This window comes from Stanieria cyanosphaera PCC 7437 (assembly GCF_000317575.1).
Classification (GTDB): domain Bacteria; phylum Cyanobacteriota; class Cyanobacteriia; order Cyanobacteriales; family Xenococcaceae; genus Stanieria; species Stanieria cyanosphaera.
Genome location: NC_019748.1, coordinates 3,998,216 through 4,023,259 on the forward strand (window position 1 = coordinate 3,998,216; position 25,044 = coordinate 4,023,259).

The 25,044-nt window shown below is 35.7% G+C and carries 20 protein-coding genes; 12 read left to right on the top strand and 8 right to left on the bottom strand.

What is annotated here, in order from left to right; translation table 11 throughout:
* Window positions 1-66: 66 nt before the first annotated feature.
* Together STA7437_RS17410 and STA7437_RS17415 are read left to right on the top strand one after the other, a co-directional pair.
* The gene (locus STA7437_RS17410; protein WP_015194704.1) at window positions 67-1,404 is read left to right on the top strand and encodes an adenylosuccinate synthase; all 1,338 of its coding nucleotides are present in this window, start codon (window positions 67-69) and stop codon (window positions 1,402-1,404) included.
* A 113-nt stretch (window positions 1,405-1,517) separates the two neighbouring features.
* Window positions 1,518-2,114 carry a 50S ribosomal protein L25/general stress protein Ctc gene (locus STA7437_RS17415; RefSeq protein ID WP_015194705.1) on the top strand — a complete coding sequence of 199 codons (597 nt, stop codon included), beginning with the start codon at window positions 1,518-1,520 and terminating at the stop codon, window positions 2,112-2,114.
* 58 nt (window positions 2,115-2,172) lie between these two features.
* On the opposite strand, the gene STA7437_RS17420 is transcribed toward STA7437_RS17415, so the two are convergent.
* The gene (locus STA7437_RS17420) at window positions 2,173-3,138 is read right to left on the bottom strand and encodes a Rieske 2Fe-2S domain-containing protein (RefSeq protein WP_015194706.1); all 966 of its coding nucleotides are present in this window, start codon (window positions 3,136-3,138) and stop codon (window positions 2,173-2,175) included.
* Between the two features lie 51 nt (window positions 3,139-3,189).
* The gene (locus STA7437_RS25015; RefSeq protein ID WP_150109088.1) at window positions 3,190-3,645 is read right to left on the bottom strand and encodes a hypothetical protein; all 456 of its coding nucleotides are present in this window, start codon (window positions 3,643-3,645) and stop codon (window positions 3,190-3,192) included.
* A 156-nt stretch (window positions 3,646-3,801) separates the two neighbouring features.
* Between STA7437_RS25015 and STA7437_RS17430 the strand changes: the two genes are divergently transcribed.
* A complete protein-coding gene (locus STA7437_RS17430; protein ID WP_015194708.1) occupies window positions 3,802-4,686 on the top strand; it encodes a TetR/AcrR family transcriptional regulator in 885 nt (294 codons plus the stop codon).
* A 108-nt stretch (window positions 4,687-4,794) separates the two neighbouring features.
* On the opposite strand, the gene STA7437_RS17435 is transcribed toward STA7437_RS17430, so the two are convergent.
* From STA7437_RS17435 to hmpF, 3 genes are all read right to left on the bottom strand, one after another.
* Window positions 4,795-6,285, bottom strand: coding sequence for a hypothetical protein (locus tag STA7437_RS17435; protein ID WP_015194709.1), 1,491 nt, complete (start codon window positions 6,283-6,285; stop codon window positions 4,795-4,797).
* A 185-nt stretch (window positions 6,286-6,470) separates the two neighbouring features.
* Window positions 6,471-8,270 carry a proline--tRNA ligase gene (locus STA7437_RS17440; RefSeq protein ID WP_015194710.1) on the bottom strand — a complete coding sequence of 600 codons (1,800 nt, stop codon included), beginning with the start codon at window positions 8,268-8,270 and terminating at the stop codon, window positions 6,471-6,473.
* A gap of 115 nt (window positions 8,271-8,385) precedes the next feature.
* Complete coding sequence (gene hmpF / locus STA7437_RS17445; RefSeq protein WP_015194711.1) at window positions 8,386-10,122, bottom strand: pilus motility taxis protein HmpF; 1,737 nt, start codon at window positions 10,120-10,122, stop codon at window positions 8,386-8,388.
* 379 nt (window positions 10,123-10,501) lie between these two features.
* On the opposite strand from hmpF, the gene STA7437_RS17450 reads away from it, so the two are divergent.
* The 5 genes from STA7437_RS17450 (at window position 10,502) to STA7437_RS17470 (ending at window position 16,663) form a co-directional block, all read left to right on the top strand.
* Entirely contained in the window at window positions 10,502-11,731 is a 1,230-nt protein-coding gene (locus STA7437_RS17450) for a response regulator (protein WP_015194712.1), read from the top strand.
* 188 nt (window positions 11,732-11,919) lie between these two features.
* Window positions 11,920-12,285 carry a response regulator gene (locus STA7437_RS17455; protein WP_015194713.1) on the top strand — a complete coding sequence of 122 codons (366 nt, stop codon included), beginning with the start codon at window positions 11,920-11,922 and terminating at the stop codon, window positions 12,283-12,285.
* 61 nt (window positions 12,286-12,346) lie between these two features.
* Entirely contained in the window at window positions 12,347-12,877 is a 531-nt protein-coding gene (locus STA7437_RS17460) for a chemotaxis protein CheW (RefSeq protein WP_015194714.1), read from the top strand.
* Window positions 12,878-13,031: 154 nt separating this feature from the next.
* Entirely contained in the window at window positions 13,032-15,695 is a 2,664-nt protein-coding gene (locus STA7437_RS17465; protein WP_015194715.1) for a methyl-accepting chemotaxis protein, read from the top strand.
* Window positions 15,696-15,748: 53 nt separating this feature from the next.
* Window positions 15,749-16,663, top strand: a complete 915-nt coding sequence (locus STA7437_RS17470) for an ABC transporter permease (RefSeq protein ID WP_015194716.1) — start codon at window positions 15,749-15,751, stop codon at window positions 16,661-16,663.
* A 172-nt stretch (window positions 16,664-16,835) separates the two neighbouring features.
* Here the strand turns inward: STA7437_RS17470 and STA7437_RS17475 are convergent, their stop codons facing one another.
* Both STA7437_RS17475 and STA7437_RS17480 read right to left on the bottom strand, forming a co-directional pair.
* The gene (locus STA7437_RS17475; protein WP_015194717.1) at window positions 16,836-17,627 is read right to left on the bottom strand and encodes a fibro-slime domain-containing protein; all 792 of its coding nucleotides are present in this window, start codon (window positions 17,625-17,627) and stop codon (window positions 16,836-16,838) included.
* Window positions 17,628-17,967: 340 nt separating this feature from the next.
* The gene (locus STA7437_RS17480) at window positions 17,968-20,577 is read right to left on the bottom strand and encodes a M1 family metallopeptidase (protein WP_015194718.1); all 2,610 of its coding nucleotides are present in this window, start codon (window positions 20,575-20,577) and stop codon (window positions 17,968-17,970) included.
* 251 nt (window positions 20,578-20,828) lie between these two features.
* On the opposite strand from STA7437_RS17480, the gene STA7437_RS17485 reads away from it, so the two are divergent.
* From STA7437_RS17485 to msrA, 4 genes are all read left to right on the top strand, one after another.
* Window positions 20,829-21,215, top strand: coding sequence for a DUF7682 family zinc-binding protein (locus tag STA7437_RS17485; protein WP_015194719.1), 387 nt, complete (start codon window positions 20,829-20,831; stop codon window positions 21,213-21,215).
* Window positions 21,216-21,431: 216 nt separating this feature from the next.
* Window positions 21,432-22,607: a cysteine desulfurase family protein gene (locus STA7437_RS17490; RefSeq protein WP_015194720.1), complete on the top strand. Its 1,176-nt coding sequence runs from the start codon at window positions 21,432-21,434 to the stop codon at window positions 22,605-22,607.
* 172 nt (window positions 22,608-22,779) lie between these two features.
* Window positions 22,780-23,373: a chromophore lyase CpcT/CpeT gene (locus tag STA7437_RS17495; protein WP_015194721.1), complete on the top strand. Its 594-nt coding sequence runs from the start codon at window positions 22,780-22,782 to the stop codon at window positions 23,371-23,373.
* Between the two features lie 146 nt (window positions 23,374-23,519).
* Window positions 23,520-24,173: a peptide-methionine (S)-S-oxide reductase MsrA gene (gene msrA / locus STA7437_RS17500; protein WP_015194722.1), complete on the top strand. Its 654-nt coding sequence runs from the start codon at window positions 23,520-23,522 to the stop codon at window positions 24,171-24,173.
* 43 nt (window positions 24,174-24,216) lie between these two features.
* On the opposite strand, the gene STA7437_RS17505 is transcribed toward msrA, so the two are convergent.
* Complete coding sequence (locus tag STA7437_RS17505; protein WP_015194723.1) at window positions 24,217-24,915, bottom strand: 5'-methylthioadenosine/S-adenosylhomocysteine nucleosidase family protein; 699 nt, start codon at window positions 24,913-24,915, stop codon at window positions 24,217-24,219.
* Between the last annotated feature and the right edge of the window lie 129 nt (window positions 24,916-25,044).

Consider the following 25,044-nt stretch of genomic DNA (forward strand, 5'->3'; position numbering starts at 1 on the left):
GTTGACAGCGTTCAGCAAAAATGATGATAATAATAGTTTGTGTAAACTTTAGCTTAAATAAAACCCTTGGCTAATGTTATAGTAATCGGAGCCCAATGGGGTGACGAAGGAAAAGGAAAAATAACCGATTTATTAAGTCGTTCAGCAGATGTCGTAGTACGTTCTCAAGGAGGTGTCAATGCTGGACACACAGTTGTAGTTCAAGGACAAACCTTCAAACTACATCTGATTCCCTCTGGCATTTTATACCCTAAGACAGAATGTATCATCGGTTCGGGGACAGTAATTGACCCGCAAGTGTTGATCGCTGAAATGGATCAGTTGCAAGCTCTAGGAGTTTCCTTTGACAATCTGTTTATTTCTCAAACTGCTCATGTAACCATGCCTTATCATCGTTTGATTGATTGTGCATCGGAAGAGCGCAGAGGAGAATATCGGATTGGTACAACAGGAAGAGGCATTGGTCCTACTTATGCTGATAAATCAGAACGTACAGGAATTCGAGTTTTAGACTTAATTAATCCAGACCAACTGCGACGACAATTGGAATGGACAATCAATTATAAAAATGTCATTTTAGAAAGACTGTATAATATACCACCTTTAAATCCAGATGAAGTAATTATTGAATATCTTCAATATGCCGAACGGCTTCGTCCTTTTATTATAGATAGTTCTCTCAAAATCTATGAAGCAGTGCAAAAACGCAAAAATATTTTGTTTGAAGGCGCACAAGGAACTTTATTAGATTTAGATCATGGAACTTATCCTTATGTTACCTCTTCCAATCCCATCGCAGGAGGTGCTTGTGTTGGTGCAGGAGTAGGTCCTACCATTATTGATCGAGTTATTGGTGTAGCTAAAGCCTATACTACAAGAGTAGGAGAAGGGCCTTTTCCAACAGAGTTAAATGGTGCAATTGGACAATTATTATGCGATCGCGGTGCTGAATTTGGCACAACTACAGGTCGTCGTCGTCGTTGTGGTTGGTTTGATGCTGTAATTGGTCGTTATGCCGTTCGGATTAATGGTCTAGACTGTTTAGCAATTACGAAGTTGGATGTTCTCGATGAGCTTGACGAAATCAAAGTTTGTGTTGCTTACGAAATTGACGGTACTACTTGCGCTCATTTTCCGACCAATGCCAGCTTATTTGCTCATTGCAAACCGATTTATAAAACTGTACCAGGTTGGAAACAATCAACTACTCATTGTCGGACTTTAGAAGATCTGCCTCAACAAGCATTAGATTATCTAAAATTTTTAGCTGAGTTGATGGAAGTCCCGATTGCGATCGTTTCTCTTGGTGCTAGTCGTGACCAAACAATTATAGTAGAAGATCCAATTCACGGCCCTAAACGCGCTTTACTAGATGCTAATGGGACTCCAGTGACTATTACTTAAATACTTACTGGCAAATGAAGCAAGAGTTTAGAGTTGTTTGAAATCATCAACAATCTTAATTCTTAAAAACTTTATTGGTTAATTTTTTAGTGATTAATTTTGGGTAAAAAAATATGTCAATTACAGTTGAATGTCAAAAAAGACCAGAAGGAAGCAAACCAAATGCTTTACGTCGCGAAGGTTTTATTCCTGCTGCATTATATGGACACAATGGAACTGAATCTGTTTCTCTCACTATAGATGCCAAAGATGCGCAGACTTTATTAAAAAATGCAGCGGTCAATAACACTTTGGTTGACCTAAGTATTCCTGAACTTCCTTGGAATGGTAAGGCTTTAATTAGAGAAGTGCAAGTTCATCCTTGGAAAAAAACACTTCATCATCTAAGTTTTTTCTCTGTTGCTGCTCATGGTACTTTAGAATTAGTTGTTCCCATCAAAATTGTTGGTGAAGCTGCTGGTATCAAACAAGGCGGTATTCTTGAACAAATGATGACTGAGTTGAATATCAGTTGTACTGCTGAAAATATTCCCGAATCGATTGAAATTAATATTTCTCAGTTTGAGATTGGCAGTAATCTCACTGTAGGTGATGTCATTCTTTCCGAAGGCGTAACTGCTTTAGATGAATCTGATCGTATTGTTGTCGCTATAGTTCCTCCTGCTAAAGCTGAACCTACTGCGGAAGAAGAAGCTGCTGTAGAAGCATAAAAAATTGGTTTGATTTACTTTTTAAGTAGGGACTAATTCAGTCCCTTTTTGATTCGATTTAACCATTCCAAGTCTCAAAATTACGTTTAACCCAATCCATTCCTATTTCATTGTTTAACTTAATTTTGTGTGGTGCATCAGCATATATCTTATTTAAAATATTTGTGTCTTGCTCAACAACAGTTTTACTTAGACCTAGAAATTGATTTTTTAATACTTTAGCTAAGGGGTTGTTTGTTTCGCCAAACAATAATATATAAGTTCGAGTTTTAGTTAAAGATTCTGGAACAAAAATATGACATTGGGCTATCCTACCAAAAGGACTACTACCGTGAAAAATCACTAAAGAAGGAAAGTAATTTTCTAAATGAGCTTTAATTACGTCAGGAAGTAAAAATTGGTTGGGTTGTTTGAGCTTTTGCCAAAATGTTTTTGGTGCAGTAGGAGTATTAAAAAAAGCTTCGGAATGATAACCATTGTCGATAAATTTCTCAAATCTTACTTCGGTAATCTCAAATAAATCTCGATGCGTACCATTTTGATGATTGTAATCGTGCATAATTAATAACATCGATCGCAAGTCTGTTTCGACACTGGTATCTGCCGTATAGCCGATAAATTCATATTTTTGGGCAATTTTTTCTAAAATATCGGGTATGGGGATTTTGGGTTCGTAGTCCCCATAAGACCAAATAAAATTGTCTTTAATAATTAATTTTAAAGGCTGCATCTGGGGTAAAGTTTTTTTATCTGTTCCTGGTAAGATAGTGCAACCACGAGCATCAAATTCTAACGCATGAAATGGACACACTACCGTACTCGTTCCATCGCTTTGAGTTTTGCACCATCCCTCAGATAGCATCGCTCCCATGTGAGGACAGACATTAGGTAAAGCGTTAACTTGTCCCGTTTTATCTTGCCAAATTACATAATCTTTGCCATAAAGAGAAATTTTTTGGGGTTTATTTATTTGTAGCATTGATTTATGCGCTAGTAGCCAAGGCGCACCTTCTAACATAGACATAATTGATTCCTCTAAAATTCAATAATTAAAAGAAATTAAATTACAAAAAAGCTATGCAGAGCGTAATCGTTGAGCGAGCATTTGTTTTAATACCTGCAAGACAATACGAAGGTGAAACAATGTTCTCACCGATTTCAACATATGAAATACTTCAGTTAAAACAAGAGTAGTTTGAGAATTTTTGGCAGTTGTGGTTAAGCGAATTACTTGCTCCATATACCAAGCAATAAACTTTTCGGTAATACTAGGAGCTTTAGTAATACCTTTAACACTTTGTAACCCAGGAAAAAGTTCTTCCATAATCTGACGACCCCGTGTCAGTAAAATATGAAGTTGGGTAGATTGAGGAATTCTTTGGCGAGGTTCGGGTTGTTCGGGGAAGCGATCGCGTTCGATTATCGTTACTTGTTTAAAGTAATTGGTTAAAATTCGAGATGTTAATAGTCCCGTAATGCTGCCACCAATAACGATCGCTCGATTTCCTAACATTGAAGACTGCGTGTTCATATAACACTTTTCTAAAGCTATCAATTTAAACACTAAGTTTTCTCGCGACAAGTAAAATCAATAATGTCGCAAGTTTAAAGACTAATGAAAAATAAATCTTTTGAAGATAATAATTGAGCGATCCAAATATATGACGTTTCATTCATATTTGGCAAGATGACTTCCAAAAAGAATCCTTTCCGTCGTCAACCCCAACAACAGCGTAGTCAAGAGCGTGTGGAGAAAATTTTAGATGCAGCAGCCATAGTCTTTGATGAGATAGGTTTTGAAGCTGCTACTACTCATGCGATCGCACTCAGAGCAAATACGGCAGTAGGGACACTCTATCAATTTTTTCCCGATAAGTTAGCAATTTTTAATGCTTTAGAATTACGTCATATTGAACGCGTTTACGTTATTTGGGATCAACTACTTCGTCCCGAAATCATTCAATTGCCATTTGCTGATTTTATTCAGATTATTACTAGCCAATTTCAAAGATTATTTGAGCAACCAACTTCCAGAATTGTTTTTGCACAGTTTTTTACATCTCCTACTATTTTTAAAAATATTGATGCTAGTTTTACCCAAGAAGCAATTCAATTTATGGCAAAGCTGTTCAAAGCTCGTAATCCTGGTTTAACAGATCAAAGAAGTAAATTATTAGCAGAAGTTTGTGTTCATAGTGTGAATACATTAATTTTGCTAGCAATTCGTAGTAGCAAATCCCATCAGCAGGAAATTTTTCAAGAAATTGAAGCCTTGATGAAAGCTTATTTAAAAGCAGAGTTTGATGATGACATCATTAATCATAATTCGATTAAGCCATTAGAACAACTTGCCAAAACGTATCGACTTAACTCCCGTCAAACTTTAATTTTAAAATCTGCTGCTAATTACTCAGAAATAACTATTCAAAGCTGCGAGGCAATGTTTCCCAATGTATCTCGACGTACTCTACAACGAGATTTAAAAGCTATGGTAGAACAAAAATTACTTATTTATATAGGCAACACGGATTTACGTCGTTATCGTCTCAATTACGAATTAGCAAATTTGTGACAACTAATGACAATTTTTTTTGTCACTTCAAAATCAGACTATAACTAAAACATCTAAATTAAAGGTTTGAAGCGATCGCACTGTTTAATAATTGGTAAAATATTGATTTCAGGTTTCTATGTTTGGTAACTTTAACAATACACCTGCAAAAAACCAATAGTAGATTGCTACAGGTTCAATAATTAGCGGATAGTAATAGGTGTTGTAACTGATTAAAAGTATCAATATCCAAAGACAAATACTAATCCGTTTTAACGATAATTCTTTGATTGAACGATAAGCTTGAAAGGTAAAAACTGTGGTCACAGTAACAGCTACTAAAAAAGTTAGAGTGCCTACCCAACCAATTTCATAAAGTAATCTAGGGTAAAAGGTTTCAATTAGTTTAATCTCTCCTAAACGTCTAGCAGCACTCGCAGCTTTACCTAAACCATTTCCTAGTAATTTAACTCCTTCTTGGAGAATCCAATTAAATTGATTAATCACAAACTCTTGTGGTGGAGAATAGTTCCATCGTGCGATCGCACTTGACCAAACTGTACCAAATACCCCAGTAGTGTTGGCAATTAAAATACCAAGGAAAATGGCTATTCCTAATTTAAGAGCGAGTCGTTTGGTTTGTGTTTCTGTGATTAATAATAAAATAAAAAAAATAAAAGGAACAAGTATAATTGCTGTAGTTTGACCAGAAATAATTGCTGCTATCAAAACCATTAGTGCCGAAAAAAAACTAATGATTCGCCACCTTAAAGAGGATTCTCCTACAGTAGCAGCAGTAGTAAAGAAACTACTTGAGATTAAAAACCATGTCCATTGCCAAGGTGCGACAAAAGTTCCTGGTAAACTGATTAATTGTTTGGCAGGATTATAAAGTAAAGAACCACCCACAAAACATCTTGCTTGTAAAGTAGCTCTTGTTGCTGCTGGTTCGATTAAATGAGTATTACCCAGACAAATACCTTTAACTAATAAAAAGTATTGAATTAAACCTAAACCACTACAAATCAAAGCCAGAATGATTTGAAGACGTAGTAAAAATTGCAAATCCTGGCGATCGCGAATTAAATAATAACCACAAACAAGTAAAGGAACATAACCAATCAAAATTTTTAAACCAATGATGCCCATTAATAAGGGTTTTTCTTTAGGTAAAGCTGATAGTTGTTGGGGTAAATTGACCAACAATAACGTCAGAAGACATACTGCTAAAAGTAAGCTCAAGGCAATCAATAAAGGTTTAGCTTGATTTCGTAGTTGCTTTAATCTTTGACTAGATAGCACAATTGCGATTAGCGCAGGAAAGTATAAAGCGTCTTTAGCTAAATGAAATAAGGCATAATCGCCAGAATATGTCACATAACCACCAACTGCTCGATAAATTGAGGCAAAGGAATAGCTAACTGTACCTGTAAAGGGTAAATAAATTAAAAATAACCATAAACCTTGACGAGGATAACGATAAGCGATCGCTAAAGCCACAATCAATACTGCACCAATTAAACTGGTTAGAAGACTACTAAAAATAACCAGCACTACACTAACCAAAAATGCAGTTGTTGCTGTAGAAGCAATAAATATTTCTTGTCGGTTCAGATTCATCAATAAAACATCAATTGGTTTGAGGTAGAAGCGTTGTTTTCACAATAGAAGTCTTCACAGAAACTGATTAAATTTTCAAAAAGAGGGGACATCGCCCCTCTTCAAGATTTTCAATTACTAATTTTTATTGAGCTTTTTAGCAAACGTTGAAAGACTTCATGACGCCTCTACCATTGATAACCGATCTAAACCGAATTAAGCCATTCCTTTAAAGTATCAACTACCTTCTCCAATAGAACTTCTGTCGATTTTTTGGTCTTTCGTTCAACTATTTCTACCTTTCCTTGCTCTAGAGATCGCCCTGTAACGATACGATAAGGAATACCAATTAAATCTGCATCCTTAAACTTCACTCCTGCTCTTTCTGAACGGTCATCTAAGATAGTTTCGATACCAGCCTGATTTAAATGCTGATACAATTGTTCGGCTGCCTGGACTTGATTGTGAGCAGAAGTATTAGGAATAATAACAATTACTTGGTACGGCGCGATCGCTACTGGCCAAATAATTCCATCTTTGTCGTAGGATTGTTCGACAGCAGCTTGAGCTAATCGGGAAACACCAATGCCATAACAACCCATGAATAAAGGAATTTCTTCACCCTGTTCGCTAGTATAGGTAGCACCCATCGCTTGAGAGTATTTTGAACCTAACTGAAAAATATGCCCTACTTCAATACCTCTAGCACTTTTGAGAATTTGACTAGGAGCGTGACTAGCGCGATCGCCTTGTTTAGCTGTTCTAATATCGACAATTAACCGAGGTAGAGTAAATTGTTCACCCCAATTCGCACCCACCACATGATAACCAACCTCATTAGCACCAGTAACAAAATTCTTCAACTCTACTACGGTTTGGTCTACCAAACGAAGAAATTGAGGAGCAACATTTTTATGAGGACTGATATAACTATCTCCTAAATCAGGTGCAAGATAACCCAAAGGTAAAGGTTGAGATGCCCATTTTGTTTGAGCATTTGCATCAGGCACACTTAGAGCCAAAATTGTTTTGGCATTATATTGAGCAGCAAGTTTAACTAATTCATTTTGTAACTTCACCTCATTAACATCTTGATCGCCCCGAATGCTAATCAAAACTAAAACACTCATGCCATTGTCATAAACAGCTTCATAAAGCACATTTTTAACTATGACTGTAGGAGAACACTTGAGATGTTGAGATAAAAGCGCGATCGTTTCTGTTCCAGGTGTTGCTACTTTTTTGTAATCAGTAAAAGGAGAAACTTCAACCTCCAGAGGAAGAGAAATCGCTTTTTCCACATTGGCAGCATACTGTCCATCTTCAGTGTAAAGAATTTCATCCTCACCAGCTTCCGCCAACACCATAAACTCTTGCGAACCAGAACCACCAATTGCTCCAGAATCTGCTTCCACAGGACGAAAAGCCAAACCACAACGTCTTAAAATATTGCGATAGGCTTGATCCATATCTTGATAAGTTTGTTTCAGGCTTTCTTCATCAGTATGAAAGGAATAAGCATCTTTCATAATAAATTCTCTTCCCCGCATCAAACCAAAACGAGGACGAATTTCATCGCGAAATTTAGTTTGAATCTGATATAAATTTAGAGGCAACTGACGATAAGAACGAATCATTTCTCTCGCAACCGCAGTAATTACCTCTTCATGAGTAGGGCCTAAACCCATTTCTCGATTTTGTCGATCAATCAGGGAAAACATAATCCCTTCCGCTTTAGTATAAGTATCCCAACGCCCAGATTCTTGCCACAATGAAGCTGGTTGAAGTTGAGGCAAAAGACATTCCTGCGCTCCAGTAGCGTCCATTTCTTCTCGAACAATTTGAGATACTTTTTTTAAAACTCGCCACATCAAAGGTAAATAGGCATAGATACCACTACCAATTCGGCGAATATAACCTGCACGTAATAAAAGTTTATGACTAGGGATTTCTGCCTCTGCTGGTTCTTCCCGTAGCGTCATGAATAACATTTGAGACAATCGCATGGTTGCTCCTGTTGTCGATCACCGAAGGATTTATTATCTCATCAGTAGGAGCTAGTTAGTTGTCGGTTTATTTTTATCTCAACCTAAAAACCGCTCTTAACTAATTAACTGAACATTAAGAAGCAACTTTTAACCCTTCAATCATTCCTTGCATTTCGATAATTGCTTGATGTTGAATATTACCATTATCTCGAGAATTGACCATCAATTCTTCAATAACTTCTAATTTGTGACGAATATCATTTAAAGTATCTTGCTCTGGTTGAAGGTTTTCTTCGTAAAAATTAAGTTTTGCTTGTAGTTGAGCTAAAAAAATCTGTGCCTGTTGAAAATCTGCACGTTTATTTTGTACTTCCTCTACTTTTACTTGATACTGAGAACTTTGTTGTTCTAAATTATGCTTAAATTGAAAAATATTTTGTTTAATTTGGTCAATTTCTTGTTCGATTTTTTGGATTTTTTCTTGGACTTGTATTTGCTGTTTGCTTAAAGATTGTTTAATTGGTTCAAAATTAATACTATCAAACCCAGATTCTAAATCAACCAATCCTTGACGGCGTTTCAAAACTCTTAAATGTTGAAGTAAAAATTCATGTCTTTCTCGCATTGAACGTCGTTGACCAAATAAAGTTTCATCAAGCATTCTTTTAGCCTCTTTTTCTTCAGCTAATTCTTGTTCTAAAGCCAAGCGTTCAAATTCACTAGCTGTTTTAATTTTTTCTTCTAATTCTTCAACAGCTTGATATTGCCAACCCAATTCTTCTTCTTGCTCATTGACAAATCTTGCTACTTTTTCAAGATCATTTTGTAAATTACTAACAATTTCTTCTAATTTTCCCAAGTGCATATTTTCTAAAGCTTCAATATCAATTTTTTGATTTAAATCAACCTCTCCTGATTCTATACCTAAGCGACTAATTTGCTCTTGTAATTCTTCTTGACTTTGTTGTTGCCAACTTAAAATTTTAATTTGTTCATGTTTACTTTCTAAACATTTTTGTTCAATTTCTAAGCGAATTTTAGCTTCTTCTACAGAAGTTAATAAAGAATTCATTTCTGCTTCAATTTGATTCAATTGAGCTTCATAGTGACCAACTTCTATTTGTTGTTGATTAAAACTATTTTTATGTTGTTCTAGTTGTTGCCAATGTCGATCAAAATATTCTTGTTGATGATTAACCGCAGTAAAAGCAAGACCTAACTGTTCTTGCAGTAATTCGATTGGAATGATTGCTGAAGACAAAGAATCAATCAGTGTTTGGATTTTGACGGTTTGTTGTTCATCGAGAATAAAAGCTTGTTGAATTTGTTCTTCTAAACGTAATTTTTCTCCTCTTAAATGAGCCCAAGCACCCTCTAATTCTTGACTTTTGGTTTCAAATTCAATTCTAATTTTTTCAGATTCTTCTCGAAGAATATTAATTTCCTGACGCTGCTGCTCTAGCTTTTGATACTCTTGCTCCATCAACTCAAGCTGTTCAAGCCGAGTTTCCATCTCAATTTCTCTACGGCTTAACTCTTCACTTTGAATTGTTAAAGATTCTTTCCATTGTTCGATTTCCTCTTCTTGATTTTTAGTTTTTTCTAAAAGACGAGAAAAACCTTGTAAAATACTCACAATTCGCTTAGAAGCTGATTCAAGATTTCCTTGTAATTGGCGATTTGTCCCTAAATTAACTACTATTAAAGCTCCTTCACCAAAACTATTCGCTTCTTCTGCATTAATTAACTCGTTTCCAGGTACAATACTCCAACTTTGATCATTGTGTTGACAAGCTAACAGTTTGAGTTTTGTCTCAGAACCGCCCATAAATCCTATTTTCTGCTTCTGTACTTCTGCCAGATATAGCACTCTTGGAATCCTCTTGATTGTTACTATCTTTACTTAGAAAAACTCGATAAATAAATTTATTTCAAGATTTTGTTTCGGTTTTATTGATATTTTTAAGATTTTTTCTTATAAAACGATACATTGGCATATTATTGTAAACATTTATCAATATAATTTAGTTTGCCTATTTGAGCAGAGCTAATAAATAACTGTTCATCATAGCTTTTCTTTTCTAGTTTGATTAACCCAGTAAGAAAAATATTTTGGCTTATTTAATATAACCAGCATAACTAGCTGAATAAACACTTGCCAAGGTTATTTTGAAATGTTATCAAGTTGATGACTTGAGCGTAAAAATCTTCAATTAAACTTCATTTATATAATTTGAGCAAAAAACAAGATGCAAGGTGACTTACAAGATATAAGTTTTTCTAGTCTCATTAAATTTCTGGAATTGAATCAGCAAACAGGCACACTGTTTGTGGAAACGAGAACTTCTCCCTTTCCCATTAATCAAACTGCTACTAGTAGTTATAGCTATCTTCCTTCAAAATCTTATTTTTCATCTTGTCCATCTCAACTACAGACATGGTTAATCTTTTTTAAAGATGGAAAAATTTTTTATGCTGCCAATAGTCAAGAAAATGCTCTTTTACAACTCAAAGATTATCTTCATTTCAACTTATCAGAAAAAATACTTAATTATTTAGATGCAATTTCAGACTTGTCTGGGGATTATTTAGAATATAGGTATTTATTCTATTTGCTCCAAAAAAAAATCATTTCCCCTCTCAAAGCTCAAAAAATTTTAAAAAATATTTTAAGAGAAAGTTTATTTCAGATTTTAAAATTATCTCAAGGTAAGTTCTTTTTTCAATCTAGTCAAATTCACTTAAATAATTATTTTGAATTTAATCCAGAAGTATTAATGAATGAAGTATTAAAAGAATTGCAATATTGGTATAAATTAACTCCGTATATCCACTCAGAAACTCAATATTTTAGCAATTGTCATCAAGAGCAACTTAAAAAAAAATTAGCTGCTAAGACTTATCAAACAGTAAGCAATTGGATTCAACACAAAACTTCTTTACTGCAAGCATCAAGACAATTAAACTGTTCTGTGGTCGCTTTAGCTAAAACAGTTTATCCTTATCTGACAAAAAGTTGGATTAAGTTGTTAGCTGAGGATTCGCAAGATTATTTAAAAAAATCTATTAATAATAACCAACAAACATCACACATTATTTATATTGATAATGACGTGACGAATGGTAAGAATGTAGAGTATATTCTGAAGCAGAGGAATTATAAATTAACAGTAGTTCAGGATTCGATAGAGGCATTAAGTCTAATTTTAAAAACTCAGCCTGACGCGATTCTGTGTAACGTTGATCTGCCTCAAATTACGGGATATGAATTGTGTAGTATGCTACAAAATTCTCAGATAAGCAGGCAAATTCCAATCATTTTAGTAGCTGAGTGTGAAGATTGTCTAGATTTAGAAAAAGCAAAATTAGTGTGTACTGGAGATTATCTTATTAAACCGTTTATAAATGATGAGTTATTGATTTTATTAGAAAAACATATAAAGGGTACAAAAGAGAAACAATTACATTTAATCAGTTGATGTTGCTAACTCAAAATAAATCAAGTTATTAGCTAGAGCTAAATTATTCAAAAATAATAAATTGAGGAGGAGTCATGCCATGAAGGATAAACAAAGATATATTAAGTTAATCAGTCTGCTTTTAAAAGTAAATTATTAGCTTAGTAAAATTAAGCGTTCGAGTATGCAATGTTGTCAGATAACATATTATGAGTAAAGTTCTGATTGTAGAAGATAGCTTGGCGCAAAGACAAATGATTTCGGATCTACTTAAAGGTAGTGGACTGAAAGTTGTAGTAGCTTGTGATGGGGTTGAGGCATTAGAGCATCTAGAAAAATTTAGTCCAGATCTAGTAGTGATGGATATTGTGATGCCCCGCATGAATGGTTATGAATTGTGTCGAAGGCTAAAAGCTGATCCCAAAACCCAAAATGTTCCTGTGGTAATGTGTTCTTCTAAGGGAGAAGAGTTTGACCGCTATTGGGGCATGAAACAGGGAGCAGATGCTTATATTGCTAAACCTTTTCAACCTGTAGAGTTAATTGGTACAGTCAAACAGCTTTTGAGGGCATAAGATTCATAAGTTTTCAAAAGTATTTAGATAAGATATTTCAGAAAAAACTACATTATTTAATATGGTTAGCAATTCGGAACTACTTATCGGTAACGAGCAAGAATTATCACTAGAAATCAAACCTTTAGATAATCCTGAAGGAGAATTGCATTTGCGGTTCTATTTAGCTTCTGGTGAAGAATTGGCATTACCAGCTACAGGTATTGCTGAAGTTATGCATCCTAGTCCCGATCATATTACACCCATTCCTAACGCCTCGCCGCTTTTATTAGGAACTATTAACTTGCGAGGTAAAATCATTTGGGTGGCTGATTTGGGACAATTTTTAGCTGACTCAGGAATTCTCAATACTGATAGACCAACTCTACCAGTAATAGCAATTGAACATCAAGAACAGATTATTGGCTTAGCAATTGACCGTATTGGCGGAATGGACTGGCTTGATACAGAAAAACTAGAGGTAGCAACTAATTTATCTGATAGTATGGCTCCTTTTATACATAAACAGTGGAAATTAGATAACGATTCTACTCGAATTTTGAGATTACTAGATCAAGTAGATGTTTTGCGTTCTGCCAGATGGGCAGCGTAAAGCGATCGCTGTTATTAAGTTACTTATTATACTAAACTCATCCTAATATACTAACTAAGCTCCTTGAAACTATTAAAAGTTATGCAAAATTTAAGCCAGAAGCAGGGAATCTAGTAAGAGCGACCACAATTAGATTTAATTTGACAGAAAGCAAATGGCATCAGAAACTAACTATTCAAACGAATACGGGCAAGCAGAAAAAGCTTACTTACAAGGAAATTTTAATCAGGCTGCTGAAATTATTGATCGTTTAGCAGAGGATTTTCCTGAAGATCCCCATGTTCTTTTATTAAGGGGTCATATTTATTGCTATGGCTTTCAAAATTATGATTTAGCTCAACAACAATATGAATTAGCATCGGAACTGAGTCAAGATCAGGAGATCTTGGATTATGCCTATCATGGTATTGAACAAGTTAAGCAATTACAGCAACAAGCTTCATCTGAGCAAAATTTTGAGCAGTTTGATGTAGAAGAAGGGGCTTTTTCTCAGGATTTTGAGCTAGCAGAAAACTGGAACGAAACAAGTTTTACTCCTGATTTAGACAGTGATCATAATGACTTTGAGCATGAGAATAATTATGGTTTTCAATTAGATGATCTTGAGTTAGAAGATTTGTCTGAAGTAAATCAGAATGCTGAGAGCTATTTAGAAAAAGAATCGACTTTTACTAATCCTTTTGGGGTAGAAGAAAAGGAAAATTGGGACAGCTTTAACGAAATCGAACCTGCTTCAGCTTTTTCAAAACAGAATACCTTTGACCAAAACTATAGCGAAAACGATCCTTTTGCGCAATTTGAGCCAGAAGAAGTAGAACAGGATTTGTCAGCCCAAGTTGAGTCAAGTTATGAATTTGAAGATTTTGAAGCTTCGGAAGCAAAATTTGACGAGTCAAATGCTAATGCTTCAAGAAATAATGTAAAAACCTTCATGGTTGATGAAGAAGATGAGAATGAATCATTGTATGGTTCTGGATCTCATGCACCAGAAGATACTAATTTTTTGGGAGATACTAACTTTATTGGTGATGAAAACTATAGTTCAGATCTAGACGTAGATACGATTTTAACAGAGTCTTACAGCGATCGCTATAAGAGAAATTTAAACGATCATGCTGAAGAAGATGAATCAGACTATCAGGATGAACTTGAGTTTGATGAAATTGATAGTAGTTTTTTTGATTTAGAAGAATTAGAACAAGGTCTTCCCGATACTGGTTTATTTAACGTGGCTGATAATGCTGGTCACTCTAGTCATCTTAGCCCTAATAATGATGTTTTTCAGGAAAATCGCCTGATTGGCATAGAGGAAAACGAAGCTAGTCAGATTAGTCAAATCAGTCATGTTGCAGATATAGTAATTGAACCGAGTGTTGAAACTCGGCAGGGGTTGTTAGCTGGATTTGTCAATGCTCCTATCCAGAAAAAACAATTGATTACTGCTAGTGTTACTGGAGTGGTGTCACTTTTTGCTGTGTTGACAATTGGATTAGTTGGTACAGCAATCAATAAGGAAGATAATACTGCCTCGGGAGCAAGAAATAGTGCGTTAATGGCTTTAGTTGCTGGGGTTGCTAGCTTTGGGACGGCAATATTCTTTGGTAATCTCACAGCTAAACAAATCGAACAAGCTACTAAAGATTTAGAAAATCAGTTTGATGATGTTTATCAAGGTAACCTCAACGCCAAAGCAACAGTGTACTCGCGCGATGAATTTGGGATGTTAGCGACTCGATTTAATCGAATGACAAAGGTTATTTTAACTACTACCCAAGAAGCGCAACGAAGAGCAGAAGAGACTGAACAGGCAAAAGAAGATTTACAACGTCAAGTAATTCGATTGCTAGATGACGTAGAAGGAGCAGCCCGAGGAGATTTAACCGTACAAGCGACAGTAACGGCTGACGTATTGGGTGCAGTAGCAGATGCTTTTAACTTAACTATTCAAAGTCTTAGAGAAATTGTCCGTCAGGTAAAACAAGCAGCAGAGCAAGTAAATAAAGGTTCTACAGATAGTGAATTATTTGCTCGGAATCAGTCTAGCGAAGCGTTACGAATGGCTGAAGAATTAGCCGTGACTCTTAATTCAGTACAAATGATGACTGAATCAATTGAACGGGTAGCAGAAAATGCTCGTGAAGCTGAAGAAGTTGCTCGTTCATCTTCTGTAACTGCGCTTAAAGGTGGTAAAGCAGTAGACCGTACTGTAGCTGGAATTTTTCAAATTAGAGAAACTGTATCAGAAACAGCCCGTAAAGTAAAACGATTGGCAGAAGCATCTCAAGAAATCTCCAAAATTGTGTTGTTGATTTCGACAATTGCCGAAAGAACTAATCAACTAGCTTTAAATGCTTCGATTCAAGCAGCTAAAGCAGGGGAAGCGGGTAGAGGTTTTGCAGTAGTTGCTGATGAGGTAAGACAATTGGCAGATAGATCTGCTAAATCGTTGAAGGAAATTGAGCAAATTGTTTTGCAAATTCAAAGTGAAACTGGTTCAGTAATGACGGCAATGGAAGAAGGTATCCAGGAGGTAATTGACGTTACTGATAGGGCAGAACAAGCTAAAACGGCTCTGGAAGATATTATTCAGGTATCTAATCGAATTGATACTTTAGTACGCTCAATTACTGCTGATACTGTTGAACAGAGGGAAAATTCTCGGGCAGTGGCGCAAGTTATGCAATCGGTGGAATTAACTGCTCAAGCCACTTCTCAAGAATCTCAACGAGTAGCTGGCGCACTCCAAAATCTGGTAAGTATTGCTCGTGATTTACTGTCTTCAGTAGAACGCTTCCGTATTGACAAAAATGAAGATTAAAAGTTAGTTCATAAGTTGCTAGTTTGATAGATGTTCTAGCTTTTGGTTTGTTAATGAATCTCTCAACTTCTGATTCAATTAATTTAAGAGAAAGATTATCTATTAGTTTGTGGCGCGATACTTGGCTAAAATTCAAGCGCGATCGCACTGCGGTATTAGGTACAATTATTTTAACGGTTATTGTTTTAGCTGTTATTTTTGGTCCAATTATTTATCCTATTCCCATCGATAAAATTGATTTTAGTCAGTCTGCTGCACCTCCTTCTTGGCAACATTGGTTTGGTACAAACGATCTAGGACAAGACCAGTTGGCAAGAGTTTTACAAGGAGGAAGAATTTCATTAACTGTAGGAATTACGGCAATGATTGTAGCAATTTTTTGGGGAACTTTAATTGGGGCGATCGCAGGTTTTTATGGTGGAATAATTGATGGAATTTTAATGCGGATTGCAGATTTATTTTTAGCTTTACCACATTTACCATTATTATTATTAATTGTTTATTTATTTCGAGATTCAATTAAGAAAATTGCGGGACCAGAATTCGGAATTTTTTTGTTAGTTGTTTTGGTAATTGGTGGACTCAATTGGATGTCTGTAGCCAGATTAGTTAGAGCTAATATTTTGACTTTGAAAGAAATGGAATTTGTTAGTGCAGCCCAAGCAATTGGTGCTAAACCATCTCGTTTAATCTGGATTCATCTGTTACCAAATGTTTTAGGAATTATTATTGTTGCTGCAACTTTATCGGTAGGTAATGCTATTATTACCGAATCGACTTTAAGTTTTTTGGGTTTAGGTTTCCCGCCTGATGTTCCAACTTGGGGAAGAATGTTATATGATGCTCAAAATTATCTAACATCTGCTCCTCATATAGCTATCTTTCCAGGTTTAGCCATTTTTTTAACGGTATTAAGTATTAATTATCTTGGTGATGGATTAAGGGATGCTTTCGATCCTAAAACTTAAAATAACAAAAAAAACAGGTCAGATTTTTAAATTAATCTCACCTATTTTATGGCTGATTGTAGCTTCTTATATTTAATTAATCTGCTCCACAAATAAATATTTTTTAGCTATTAACAAAACGCAAATATTAATTCTACTTCCTTCGTCTGAATGTGTAGATTTATAAAATGAATTAATCAGGAAGCGTTACAAAAGCGAGAGTAGTTTCAATGCGAAAATGAGATTCGGTAGTGTGTCTTTCGGCAAAAAAGAAATCAAAATCATAAGTTTTGCCTACTTGTAATCCTAATTGCTGCGCTTTAGCCGTATCTAGAGTTACACTACCAGTGTTTGCGCTATGAACTCCACCAAGATCAACTACTTTTTGTCCATTAATATAAACCCAAACATCATCATCACCAATAAATTTAAAAGTTTCTCCTCCTTGGTAAGTAAATTGAGAATTGATTGCGTAGGTAAAATGATAATTATGAGTACGTCCTTGATTACCAAATAATTGATTATCTATCGGAAAAAAAGAATTATCTTCATAGATATATTTTTTGCTTGAACTATCATAGTTTAAAGTAATTGGATAACTCATACTTTGATTAACTCCTGCTACATCTCGATACCACTGATCGAAATTTGTTTGATTAGTTGTAGAATAACTTCCATCTTTATAAACTGGTTTTTTATCAGAACTAATTGTATTAGTAGTAATATTTGGGTCTAAACCATAGTTAAAAAATTGACCAGCAGGATTTTTATCTGTACCGGGTTTTCTTTCAAAATCAGGATGTCCATTAGGATCGATGTTGCCACTAGTATTACGATAAGCTTTAAAATCTCTAAGTGTTCCTGTTAGGGTCATTTGACTAGGACTAGTTTGAGTTAAACCTATTTGAGGAGTTGCAAGAATAACTAACAAACCAGTTACACTTGCAGCAAAAATTTGCGAATTGAATAACTTCGATTCTTTCATTTTTTATTGATATCTGTTGTAAAAGTTGAGTTAATTTATCATTTTGTTGTTTATGAGTATATCTAGTTACAAAATAATATACATCCGTATTAGTAAGGTTTTTATTTAAGAGATAAAATTAAAATAATATTATTTAAAATAACTATTTGTTTAAAGTACAGAGAAAATAAAAATACTAAAAATTAAATTTATAAAAATATAATAAATTACTGTTGAATTTACGGTAATGTTAATAAAAATAAAAAAACAGGACTATTCTTTTAACTACGATCTGTCTTCAGCAGCAGATCTACGATCGCTTTAAATTAAATGTCCCGTTTATGTTAATAAAAAGTAATCTTTAATTGGCAGTTGTTTCTAATTTAGTCAGACGACTTTTTAGGTCAAGATTTTCTGCTTTGAGTTGTTCGATTTCTTGACGTAATTCTTGAATTGCTTTGTCTCCACCAAGATTTTTTTGAACTTTTTCTACGGCTTCTTCTGCTATTCTTTTGACTCTACCATCAGGACTTTGAGAGGCTAGAGTATGAAGTAAAGCGATCGCACTAGGGGTTTGCATTTGTCCCAAAGCAGAAGCAACCGCTACTTGGGTTAAAAAGAAACTTTCTCCTGATAAAGATTTTAATTGGGCTAAAATTTCTTCAACTTTGTCAGGAGTTTGTCCAGTAGAAATTGTTCCCAAAGCGCGAATGGCTGCTAAACGTAAGGGTTGTGGTACACCCGATTTAGTGTATTCAATGATTGTGTCCGCAGCCACAGGAGAGGTTTTCATTTGACTCAATCCTGCGATCGCGCCTCCGCGAACGACTTCATTCCAACCAGCGCGTTGTTCTAAGATTTGTTGAAGTAAGGTAATTGTTTCGGTTGTTTTGTCTTTAAGATTACCTGTCACCATACTACCTAAACAACGTGCAGAAGTGGCTTCGGTGTAGTAACTAGGATCACCTTGTTCTAAAGCTTGTTTAATGGTGTCGTAAGCTTGAATGGTTTGAAAATTGCTTAAGGCTTCTATGGCTGCCCCTCGTACTCTAGCATCAGAGTCTTGTAAACCAGGGATGAGGGCTTCGGCTGCTTGATGAAGAGTAATTTTACCTAGTTGTTTGGCAACTTCTAATCTAACTCCCCAAAAAGAATCATTAGTCAGAGATTGTTCTAAAGCCTTAATTGCTTCAATTCCACCTTTTTTTCCTAATGCGATCGCAGCAGAGATTCTGGAAATGGGATCGGGGTCATATTGAAGTTGATTTTTGAGTTCGGGCAATGGATACTCTAGAGTAACAGTTTTTAAAAAATTATTACCGACATCGAAACTAACAAAATCGGGTTTTTTCTCCAAAGGAAAATAAAAACTTTGTTCCTGTTGATGAATACGCAGGGTAAAGGTTTGTAAGGAAGATTGATCCTGTAAAGACGTTTCATGTTCCCGAAGGGTGCGAAGCAACGTCTCTACTATGTAACCAAAAGCGACAGGAATTTTTAAATCGAATAAATCCTTACTATTATCTTTTCCTTGGGTTTGGGTAACGGTGAGAGTAGCGAGATTACTATCTCCATCCCAAGAGTAGGCTACTTTATAATCAGGATGACCGCCACGAAAAACATATTGATCGAAAAGAAAGGCTAAATTGTAACCAGTGGCTTGGTCAATTGCCCTTAATAAATCAATCGTTTCTACTGTTTGATGGGCATTATTCTGCACAAAAGTCGCGATCGCGCGGTCAAATAATTCATCGCCTAAAATAGCCCGAATCATATGATAGACACAAGCACCCTTTTCATAAAGATGACGGTCATAAAGTTCGATCGCTTCTCGATAAATATTAGTTACAATGGGGCGACGGTAGCGAGAACTGTCTTCATCTAAATAACTACGGGCTTCACCTAAAAGATAATAGGCAGCATCATCTTTTCCGTATTCGTATTCTGTCCACAACACTTCGGCATAAGAAGCCATCCCTTCTTTGATCCAAGCATGGGACCAATGTTTAATTACTACTAAATCACCAAACCATTGATGGGCGAGTTCATGCAGGACTAAACTTTCTGTCCTCATATTATCTAAACTTGCCCTTTGATCTAGCAAACAACGATCTGTTAATAAAGTAGTAGAAGTATTTTCCATCCCTCCAAAAATAAAATCATCAACACAAACTTGGGCATATTTAGGAAAAGGATAAAGATAACCGTATTTTTGAGTTAAAAATTCCATCATACGGGGAGTTTTCCCCATACTTCGTTGACCATCTGCTTCTCTTTCTTTTTCAACGTAGTAAGTTATGGGAATGCCATTCCATTCATCTTTTAATTCGGCAAAATCTCCTACAGCTAAAGTCATTAAGTAAGTAGGATGAACTTGCTTTTGCTGCCAATGATAAATCTTGTCTTCCCCTACTTCTTCTGTGTTGACTAATTCCCCGTTAGAAATAGCCATAAATTTTTTGGGAACACGAACCCGAATTTCCGAAGTTGCCAATTGACCGGGATAATCGAAACAGGGAAACCAAAAACGAGAATCTTCATCTTCGCCTTGTGTCCACACTTGCGTTGGTTTATTTGGATAATTTTCTGTGGGACTAATAAAGTACAGTCCCCGTTGTGGATGATCGACTTTGTACGCGATCGCAATTTCTAAATTAGCTGTGGTAGTCGCTTCAATTAACTCAATCTTTAGTTGTTCGCCATCATAATCAAAGGGTTGACTAACTCCAGCAATTGCCACCGATTCAATTTGTAAATCTACGGCATCTAAAGTTAACTGCTTAATTCCTGAACGAATTGGCATCAAAGTAATTGTACAAATACCTTGAAAACTTTGATTAGGAAGATCCAACACTAAATCTAAAAAAATATCTTGAACTTGTCCAGGGCGATCGGGATTGTAGTGAGGTTTAGCCCCTGGTAACTCAAATGACTTGCGAGTGGTTTCGGCATCAAAAGCAGAATGTAACATAAGCAACACTTTAAAAATCTTAAACTAACTCAGCCAACGAAGTAATCAATGACATTACATCTTAATTATTATCAGGCTTTTAATTTGATTATTGTCCACTGACTAGTAAATATCGGCGTAACTATTCATACATAACAAATTACTAAGACTCTTTTCCGCGTTACCCTCTTTCTGTAATTTGAATAAAAGCAGGTCTTTTTCTGTCAAGAGAAAAACGAATCAAAACAATTCAATTTTTTAGAGAAGGTGGTATGTCGAGGAGAAAAAAAAAATTTCCTTGCGGGCATAAAGGTTATGGTCAAATTTGCCATTATTGCGCCCAACGCAAATCCGATCTTAATCAAAAACGACAGCATAAATTAGAATGGGAGGCTACTTTTGCCGAAGATCCGATTGATTTAAGAAATTTACCCAAAAATGTTGTGATTAAATCTCGTCGGATTATGACACAATTACAAAATCAACCAGACTATCGCCAATTTCATGGTAAGCGGTTACGTCACGATCGCTTTGTGATTAGTATTCCTGTTACTCGTAACTATCGTCTACTTTGTCGCGATTGTGGTGATCTACTTATTCCTGAAGCTGTCATCTCCCATGAGGACTACAATGTAGTCAAACCAGGAGGCAGATTTTAGTAACTAATAATTTTGTTAAGATACAAACCTGAGATCAATAGAGGACAAGAAGCAACAAGAAAAAAAGGAATACGATCAAGTTAATTATAAATAATTAGACAGACTTGATCTGACAATAAAACTCAAGACTCATCTGAAAATGAGAAAATAAAAAGTAGCTAAAAAATTAAATTTATTCAAATTATTTGTCTTTTATGACTAAATAACTCAAAATCTATGCAAATTTATTTAGACTATAGCGCGACTACTCCCCCCCATCTAGATGTAATGGCTAAAGTACATCAAGTTATGACTCAGCAATGGGGTAATCCTTCCAGTCTTCATACTTGGGGAGGCAGGGCTGCTACAGTCTTAGAAACAGCTAGAATGCAAGTAGCTAGTTTGATTAATGCTGATCATCCTGAATCAATTATTTTTACTTCTGGTGGCACAGAATCTGATAGTCTGGCAATTATGGGCGTAGCCAGAACCTATGCTACTCCTCAACATTTAATTATCTCTAGTGTCGAACACTCCGCGATCGCAGAAGCTGCGAAATTATTAGAACAATGGGGTTGGCAAGTAACTCGTTTACCAGTTAATCGTCAAGGTAGAATCAATCCTCTCGATTTACAAGCAGCTATCCAACCCAATACGATTTTAATTTCAATTATCTATGGACAAAGCGAAATTGGAACGCTACAACCAATTGAGAAATTAGCCCAAATCGCCCACAGTCACGGAATTTTATTTCATACCGATGCCGTACAGGTAGCAGGAAGAATCCCAATTGATGTCCAACAATTAGGAGTAGATTTACTTTCTTTGTCTGCCCACAAAATCTATGGAATTCAAGGGGCTGGTGCTTTATACGTTCGTAATGGTGTTAATTTAGTACCTTTGTTAAATGGTGGTGGACAAGAATTAAAACTGCGTTCAGGTACTCAAGCCTTACCTGCGATCGCAGGGTTTGGAGTCGCAGCGGAATTAGCTGCACAAGAATTAACTTCAGAAGCGATGCGTTTAAGAGGATTACGCGATCGTTTATTCGATCTTTTAGCAGATTATCCTTATTTAATTCCTACAGGCGATCGCTTGTATCGTTTACCTCATCATGTTAGTTTTATTTTGAGTGAGTTTTTTGCTGCTAAAACGCAGAACGTTACAGGAAAAACCATCGTTCGTCAGTTAAATTTAGCAGGCATTGGCATTAGTGCGGGTTCGGCTTGTCACAGTGGGAAACTCAACCCTAGTCCAGTTTTGCTTGCTATGGGTTATAGTGAGGCTGCTGCTAAAAGAGGAATTCGTTTAACTTTAGGCAAAGATACCACTGAAGCTGATATTGATTGGACAGCAATGGTGCTACAACAAGTTTTAGACCGTTTAATGCCTCCGTTAGTTACAATTCAGTAGCTTGGTTAATTGTGAATTGTTGAGGGCTAAGTCGATTACAAGCCTCCTCTTAAAGAGGAAAAAATAAAAAAAATATTTCCTATTGCAAAATACCGATTTATGGCATGGTATTAACTGGTGTAGAGACTTTCCATGGAACGTCTCTACGGATAACTGATAACTGATAACTGAAATGACTCATTCTACTGATGTAAAAGCTTTAGCCCGTCTGATGGCAGCAGATTTTAGCAATCAAGAACAAGCTTTTGAAAATCCACCCTTTTTTGCACACATTCGCGTTTGTATGCGTCCTCTTCCAGATTCCATATTAGATGGAACTAGTCTTTTTTTGGAACAGGCATATGATTATATGTTAAATCGTCCCTATCGTCTGAGGGTATTTAAACTAAGTGTAGTTGAAAACCGTATCGAACTAGAAAACTACAAAGTTAAAGAAGAAGAAAAATTTTATGGGGCTTCTCGCGATCGCGATCGCTTAAAGAATCTAACACCCGATTTAATCGAAAAACTACCAGGTTGCGATATGAATGTAATCTGGAAAAACAACAGTTTTCACGGCGAAATTAAACCAGGTAAAGCTTGTATTGTCGAACGTCAAGGCAAAACAACCTATTTAGACAATAGTTTTATTATCGATCAAGAAACTTTAATTAGTTACGACCGCGGACGAGATCCTGGCACAGATGAGTTAGTTTGGGGTTCTCTAGCTGGCCCATTTCATTTTAAACGTCGTCAAAGTTTTGCTGATGAGGTTGTTAGTCAATAGTACAGACGTGATATATCGCGTCTCTACGTTGGTCATTGGTCATTGGTTATTTCATCACTCAAGATACTAGCCGACAAAGGACAATTAACAATTGATATATTAATAAATGTAAAGGAAATTAATTTTAGTAAAGGATTTTGCTCATTATGGTACTATTTGGTTTTGGCAAAAAAGCAGCGATGCCTTCACCTCAAGAGGCTTTACCAGGAAGGGCAGAAGTTATGCCAGTCCAAGAAAGGCATTATGTCAATAACAATAGAATTAAGCCTCCTTTTCCTGAAGGAATGAAAACGGCATTATTTGGACTTGGTTGTTTTTGGGGTGCAGAAAGAAAATTTTGGCAGCAAGAAGGTGTTTACTCAACTGCGGTAGGTTATGCTGCTGGATATACACCGAATCCTACTTATCACGAAGTATGTACGGGAATGACTGGTCATAACGAAGTGGTTTTGGTTGTGTACGATCCTAACCAGATTAGTTACGAAGATTTACTCAAAGTATTTTGGGAAAGTCATAATCCCACTCAAGGAATGCGCCAAGGAAACGATGTTGGTACTCAGTATCGTTCTGGAATTTATGTTTATGATCAAACGCAAAGAAAACTAGCTGAGGCATCTTTAGAAGCTTATCAAAAGGAATTAACTCAAGCTGGTTATGGCGAAATTACAACTGAAATTTTAGACGCGCCTGAATTTTATTACGCCGAAGAGTATCATCAGCAATATTTGGCGAAGAATCCTAACGGTTATTGTGGTTTAGGCGGAACAAAAGTTTGTTATCCTAGCACTGCTGTTAACTAAATGATTTATAAAGATTGAGTAGGGAGGATGTCAAGAATTCTCCTTATTTACTACTAAACAATTGAGTCGTAATTTGTTGTAAAACTTTTAGCCCTTTGGTCGCACCTTTAATTAATCTCACTGCTGCTTGTGGTTGGGAAATTAAGGTAACGGCTAAAGGTATAGTTTTTAGTTGACCGCGATCGCGATCAAAAGCATAATTAAGATCAGGCAAGTTATAACGACAATCATCACTCACTACCCTAAGGATAGCTACCGAACAATCTGGTAATGCTTGTAAAATTGCTACTCCCTCCATATCGACCACATCAGCTTGATATACTTGAGCTAAAGACAATTTTTCTTCAACCTTAGTAATAATGCGATCGCAACTTACTCCTCGGACTAAGGAAAATTTTGTGGTTAATTGGCAAGTAATTAAATTAGTAAGTGGTACATCAGTCTGATAAATCTGCTTTTCTAAAGATGAACTCTTACTAGCAGCAAGACAATCTTGATATAAAACCACGTCACCAATTTGTTCGTCAGAAGATAAACTACCACACAAACCCAAAATTAAAACTCGATTGCCTGAATGTTGCCAAGATTTATTTTTTAATTGTTGGCAATATTTAGCTACAGCTTTACCACCCATTGGAATCGATAATAGCTTTATATCTGTATTAGTTTGCTTTAATCCTTGTTCTACTGCTTGATATTCTGCACCATGAGGAACAAAGATGATATCTACAGGTAAATTCATCTTAAATTTAAATTAATTGGGCATCAAATAATTATTGCTTGATAGTAATTCTTAACTAGAGTCTGGCTTCGATGATATATTAGTTGGTAATTGTTGAGAACAATTCTTAAAAACTTACATTTCATTTTC

Excerpts from the sequence above, each read along its gene's own strand:
- STA7437_RS17415 (WP_015194705.1), top strand. The coding sequence starts at position 1,518 with ATGTCAATTACAGTTGAATGTCAAAAAAGACCAGAAGGAAGCAAACCA.
- STA7437_RS17420 (WP_015194706.1), bottom strand. The coding sequence starts at position 3,138 with ATGTCTATGTTAGAAGGTGCGCCTTGGCTACTAGCGCATAAATCAATG.
- STA7437_RS25015 (WP_150109088.1), bottom strand. The coding sequence starts at position 3,645 with ATGAACACGCAGTCTTCAATGTTAGGAAATCGAGCGATCGTTATTGGT.
- STA7437_RS17430 (WP_015194708.1), top strand. The coding sequence starts at position 3,802 with ATGACTTCCAAAAAGAATCCTTTCCGTCGTCAACCCCAACAACAGCGT.
- STA7437_RS17435 (WP_015194709.1), bottom strand. The coding sequence starts at position 6,285 with ATGAATCTGAACCGACAAGAAATATTTATTGCTTCTACAGCAACAACT.
- STA7437_RS17440 (WP_015194710.1), bottom strand. The coding sequence starts at position 8,270 with ATGCGATTGTCTCAAATGTTATTCATGACGCTACGGGAAGAACCAGCA.
- STA7437_RS17450 (WP_015194712.1), top strand. The coding sequence starts at position 10,502 with ATGCAAGGTGACTTACAAGATATAAGTTTTTCTAGTCTCATTAAATTT.
- STA7437_RS17455 (WP_015194713.1), top strand. The coding sequence starts at position 11,920 with ATGAGTAAAGTTCTGATTGTAGAAGATAGCTTGGCGCAAAGACAAATG.
- STA7437_RS17460 (WP_015194714.1), top strand. The coding sequence starts at position 12,347 with ATGGTTAGCAATTCGGAACTACTTATCGGTAACGAGCAAGAATTATCA.
- STA7437_RS17465 (WP_015194715.1), top strand. The coding sequence starts at position 13,032 with ATGGCATCAGAAACTAACTATTCAAACGAATACGGGCAAGCAGAAAAA.
- STA7437_RS17470 (WP_015194716.1), top strand. The coding sequence starts at position 15,749 with ATGAATCTCTCAACTTCTGATTCAATTAATTTAAGAGAAAGATTATCT.
- STA7437_RS17475 (WP_015194717.1), bottom strand. The coding sequence starts at position 17,627 with ATGAAAGAATCGAAGTTATTCAATTCGCAAATTTTTGCTGCAAGTGTA.
- STA7437_RS17480 (WP_015194718.1), bottom strand. The coding sequence starts at position 20,577 with ATGTTACATTCTGCTTTTGATGCCGAAACCACTCGCAAGTCATTTGAG.
- STA7437_RS17485 (WP_015194719.1), top strand. The coding sequence starts at position 20,829 with ATGTCGAGGAGAAAAAAAAAATTTCCTTGCGGGCATAAAGGTTATGGT.
- STA7437_RS17490 (WP_015194720.1), top strand. The coding sequence starts at position 21,432 with ATGCAAATTTATTTAGACTATAGCGCGACTACTCCCCCCCATCTAGAT.
- STA7437_RS17495 (WP_015194721.1), top strand. The coding sequence starts at position 22,780 with ATGACTCATTCTACTGATGTAAAAGCTTTAGCCCGTCTGATGGCAGCA.
- msrA (WP_015194722.1), top strand. The coding sequence starts at position 23,520 with ATGGTACTATTTGGTTTTGGCAAAAAAGCAGCGATGCCTTCACCTCAA.
- STA7437_RS17505 (WP_015194723.1), bottom strand. The coding sequence starts at position 24,915 with ATGAATTTACCTGTAGATATCATCTTTGTTCCTCATGGTGCAGAATAT.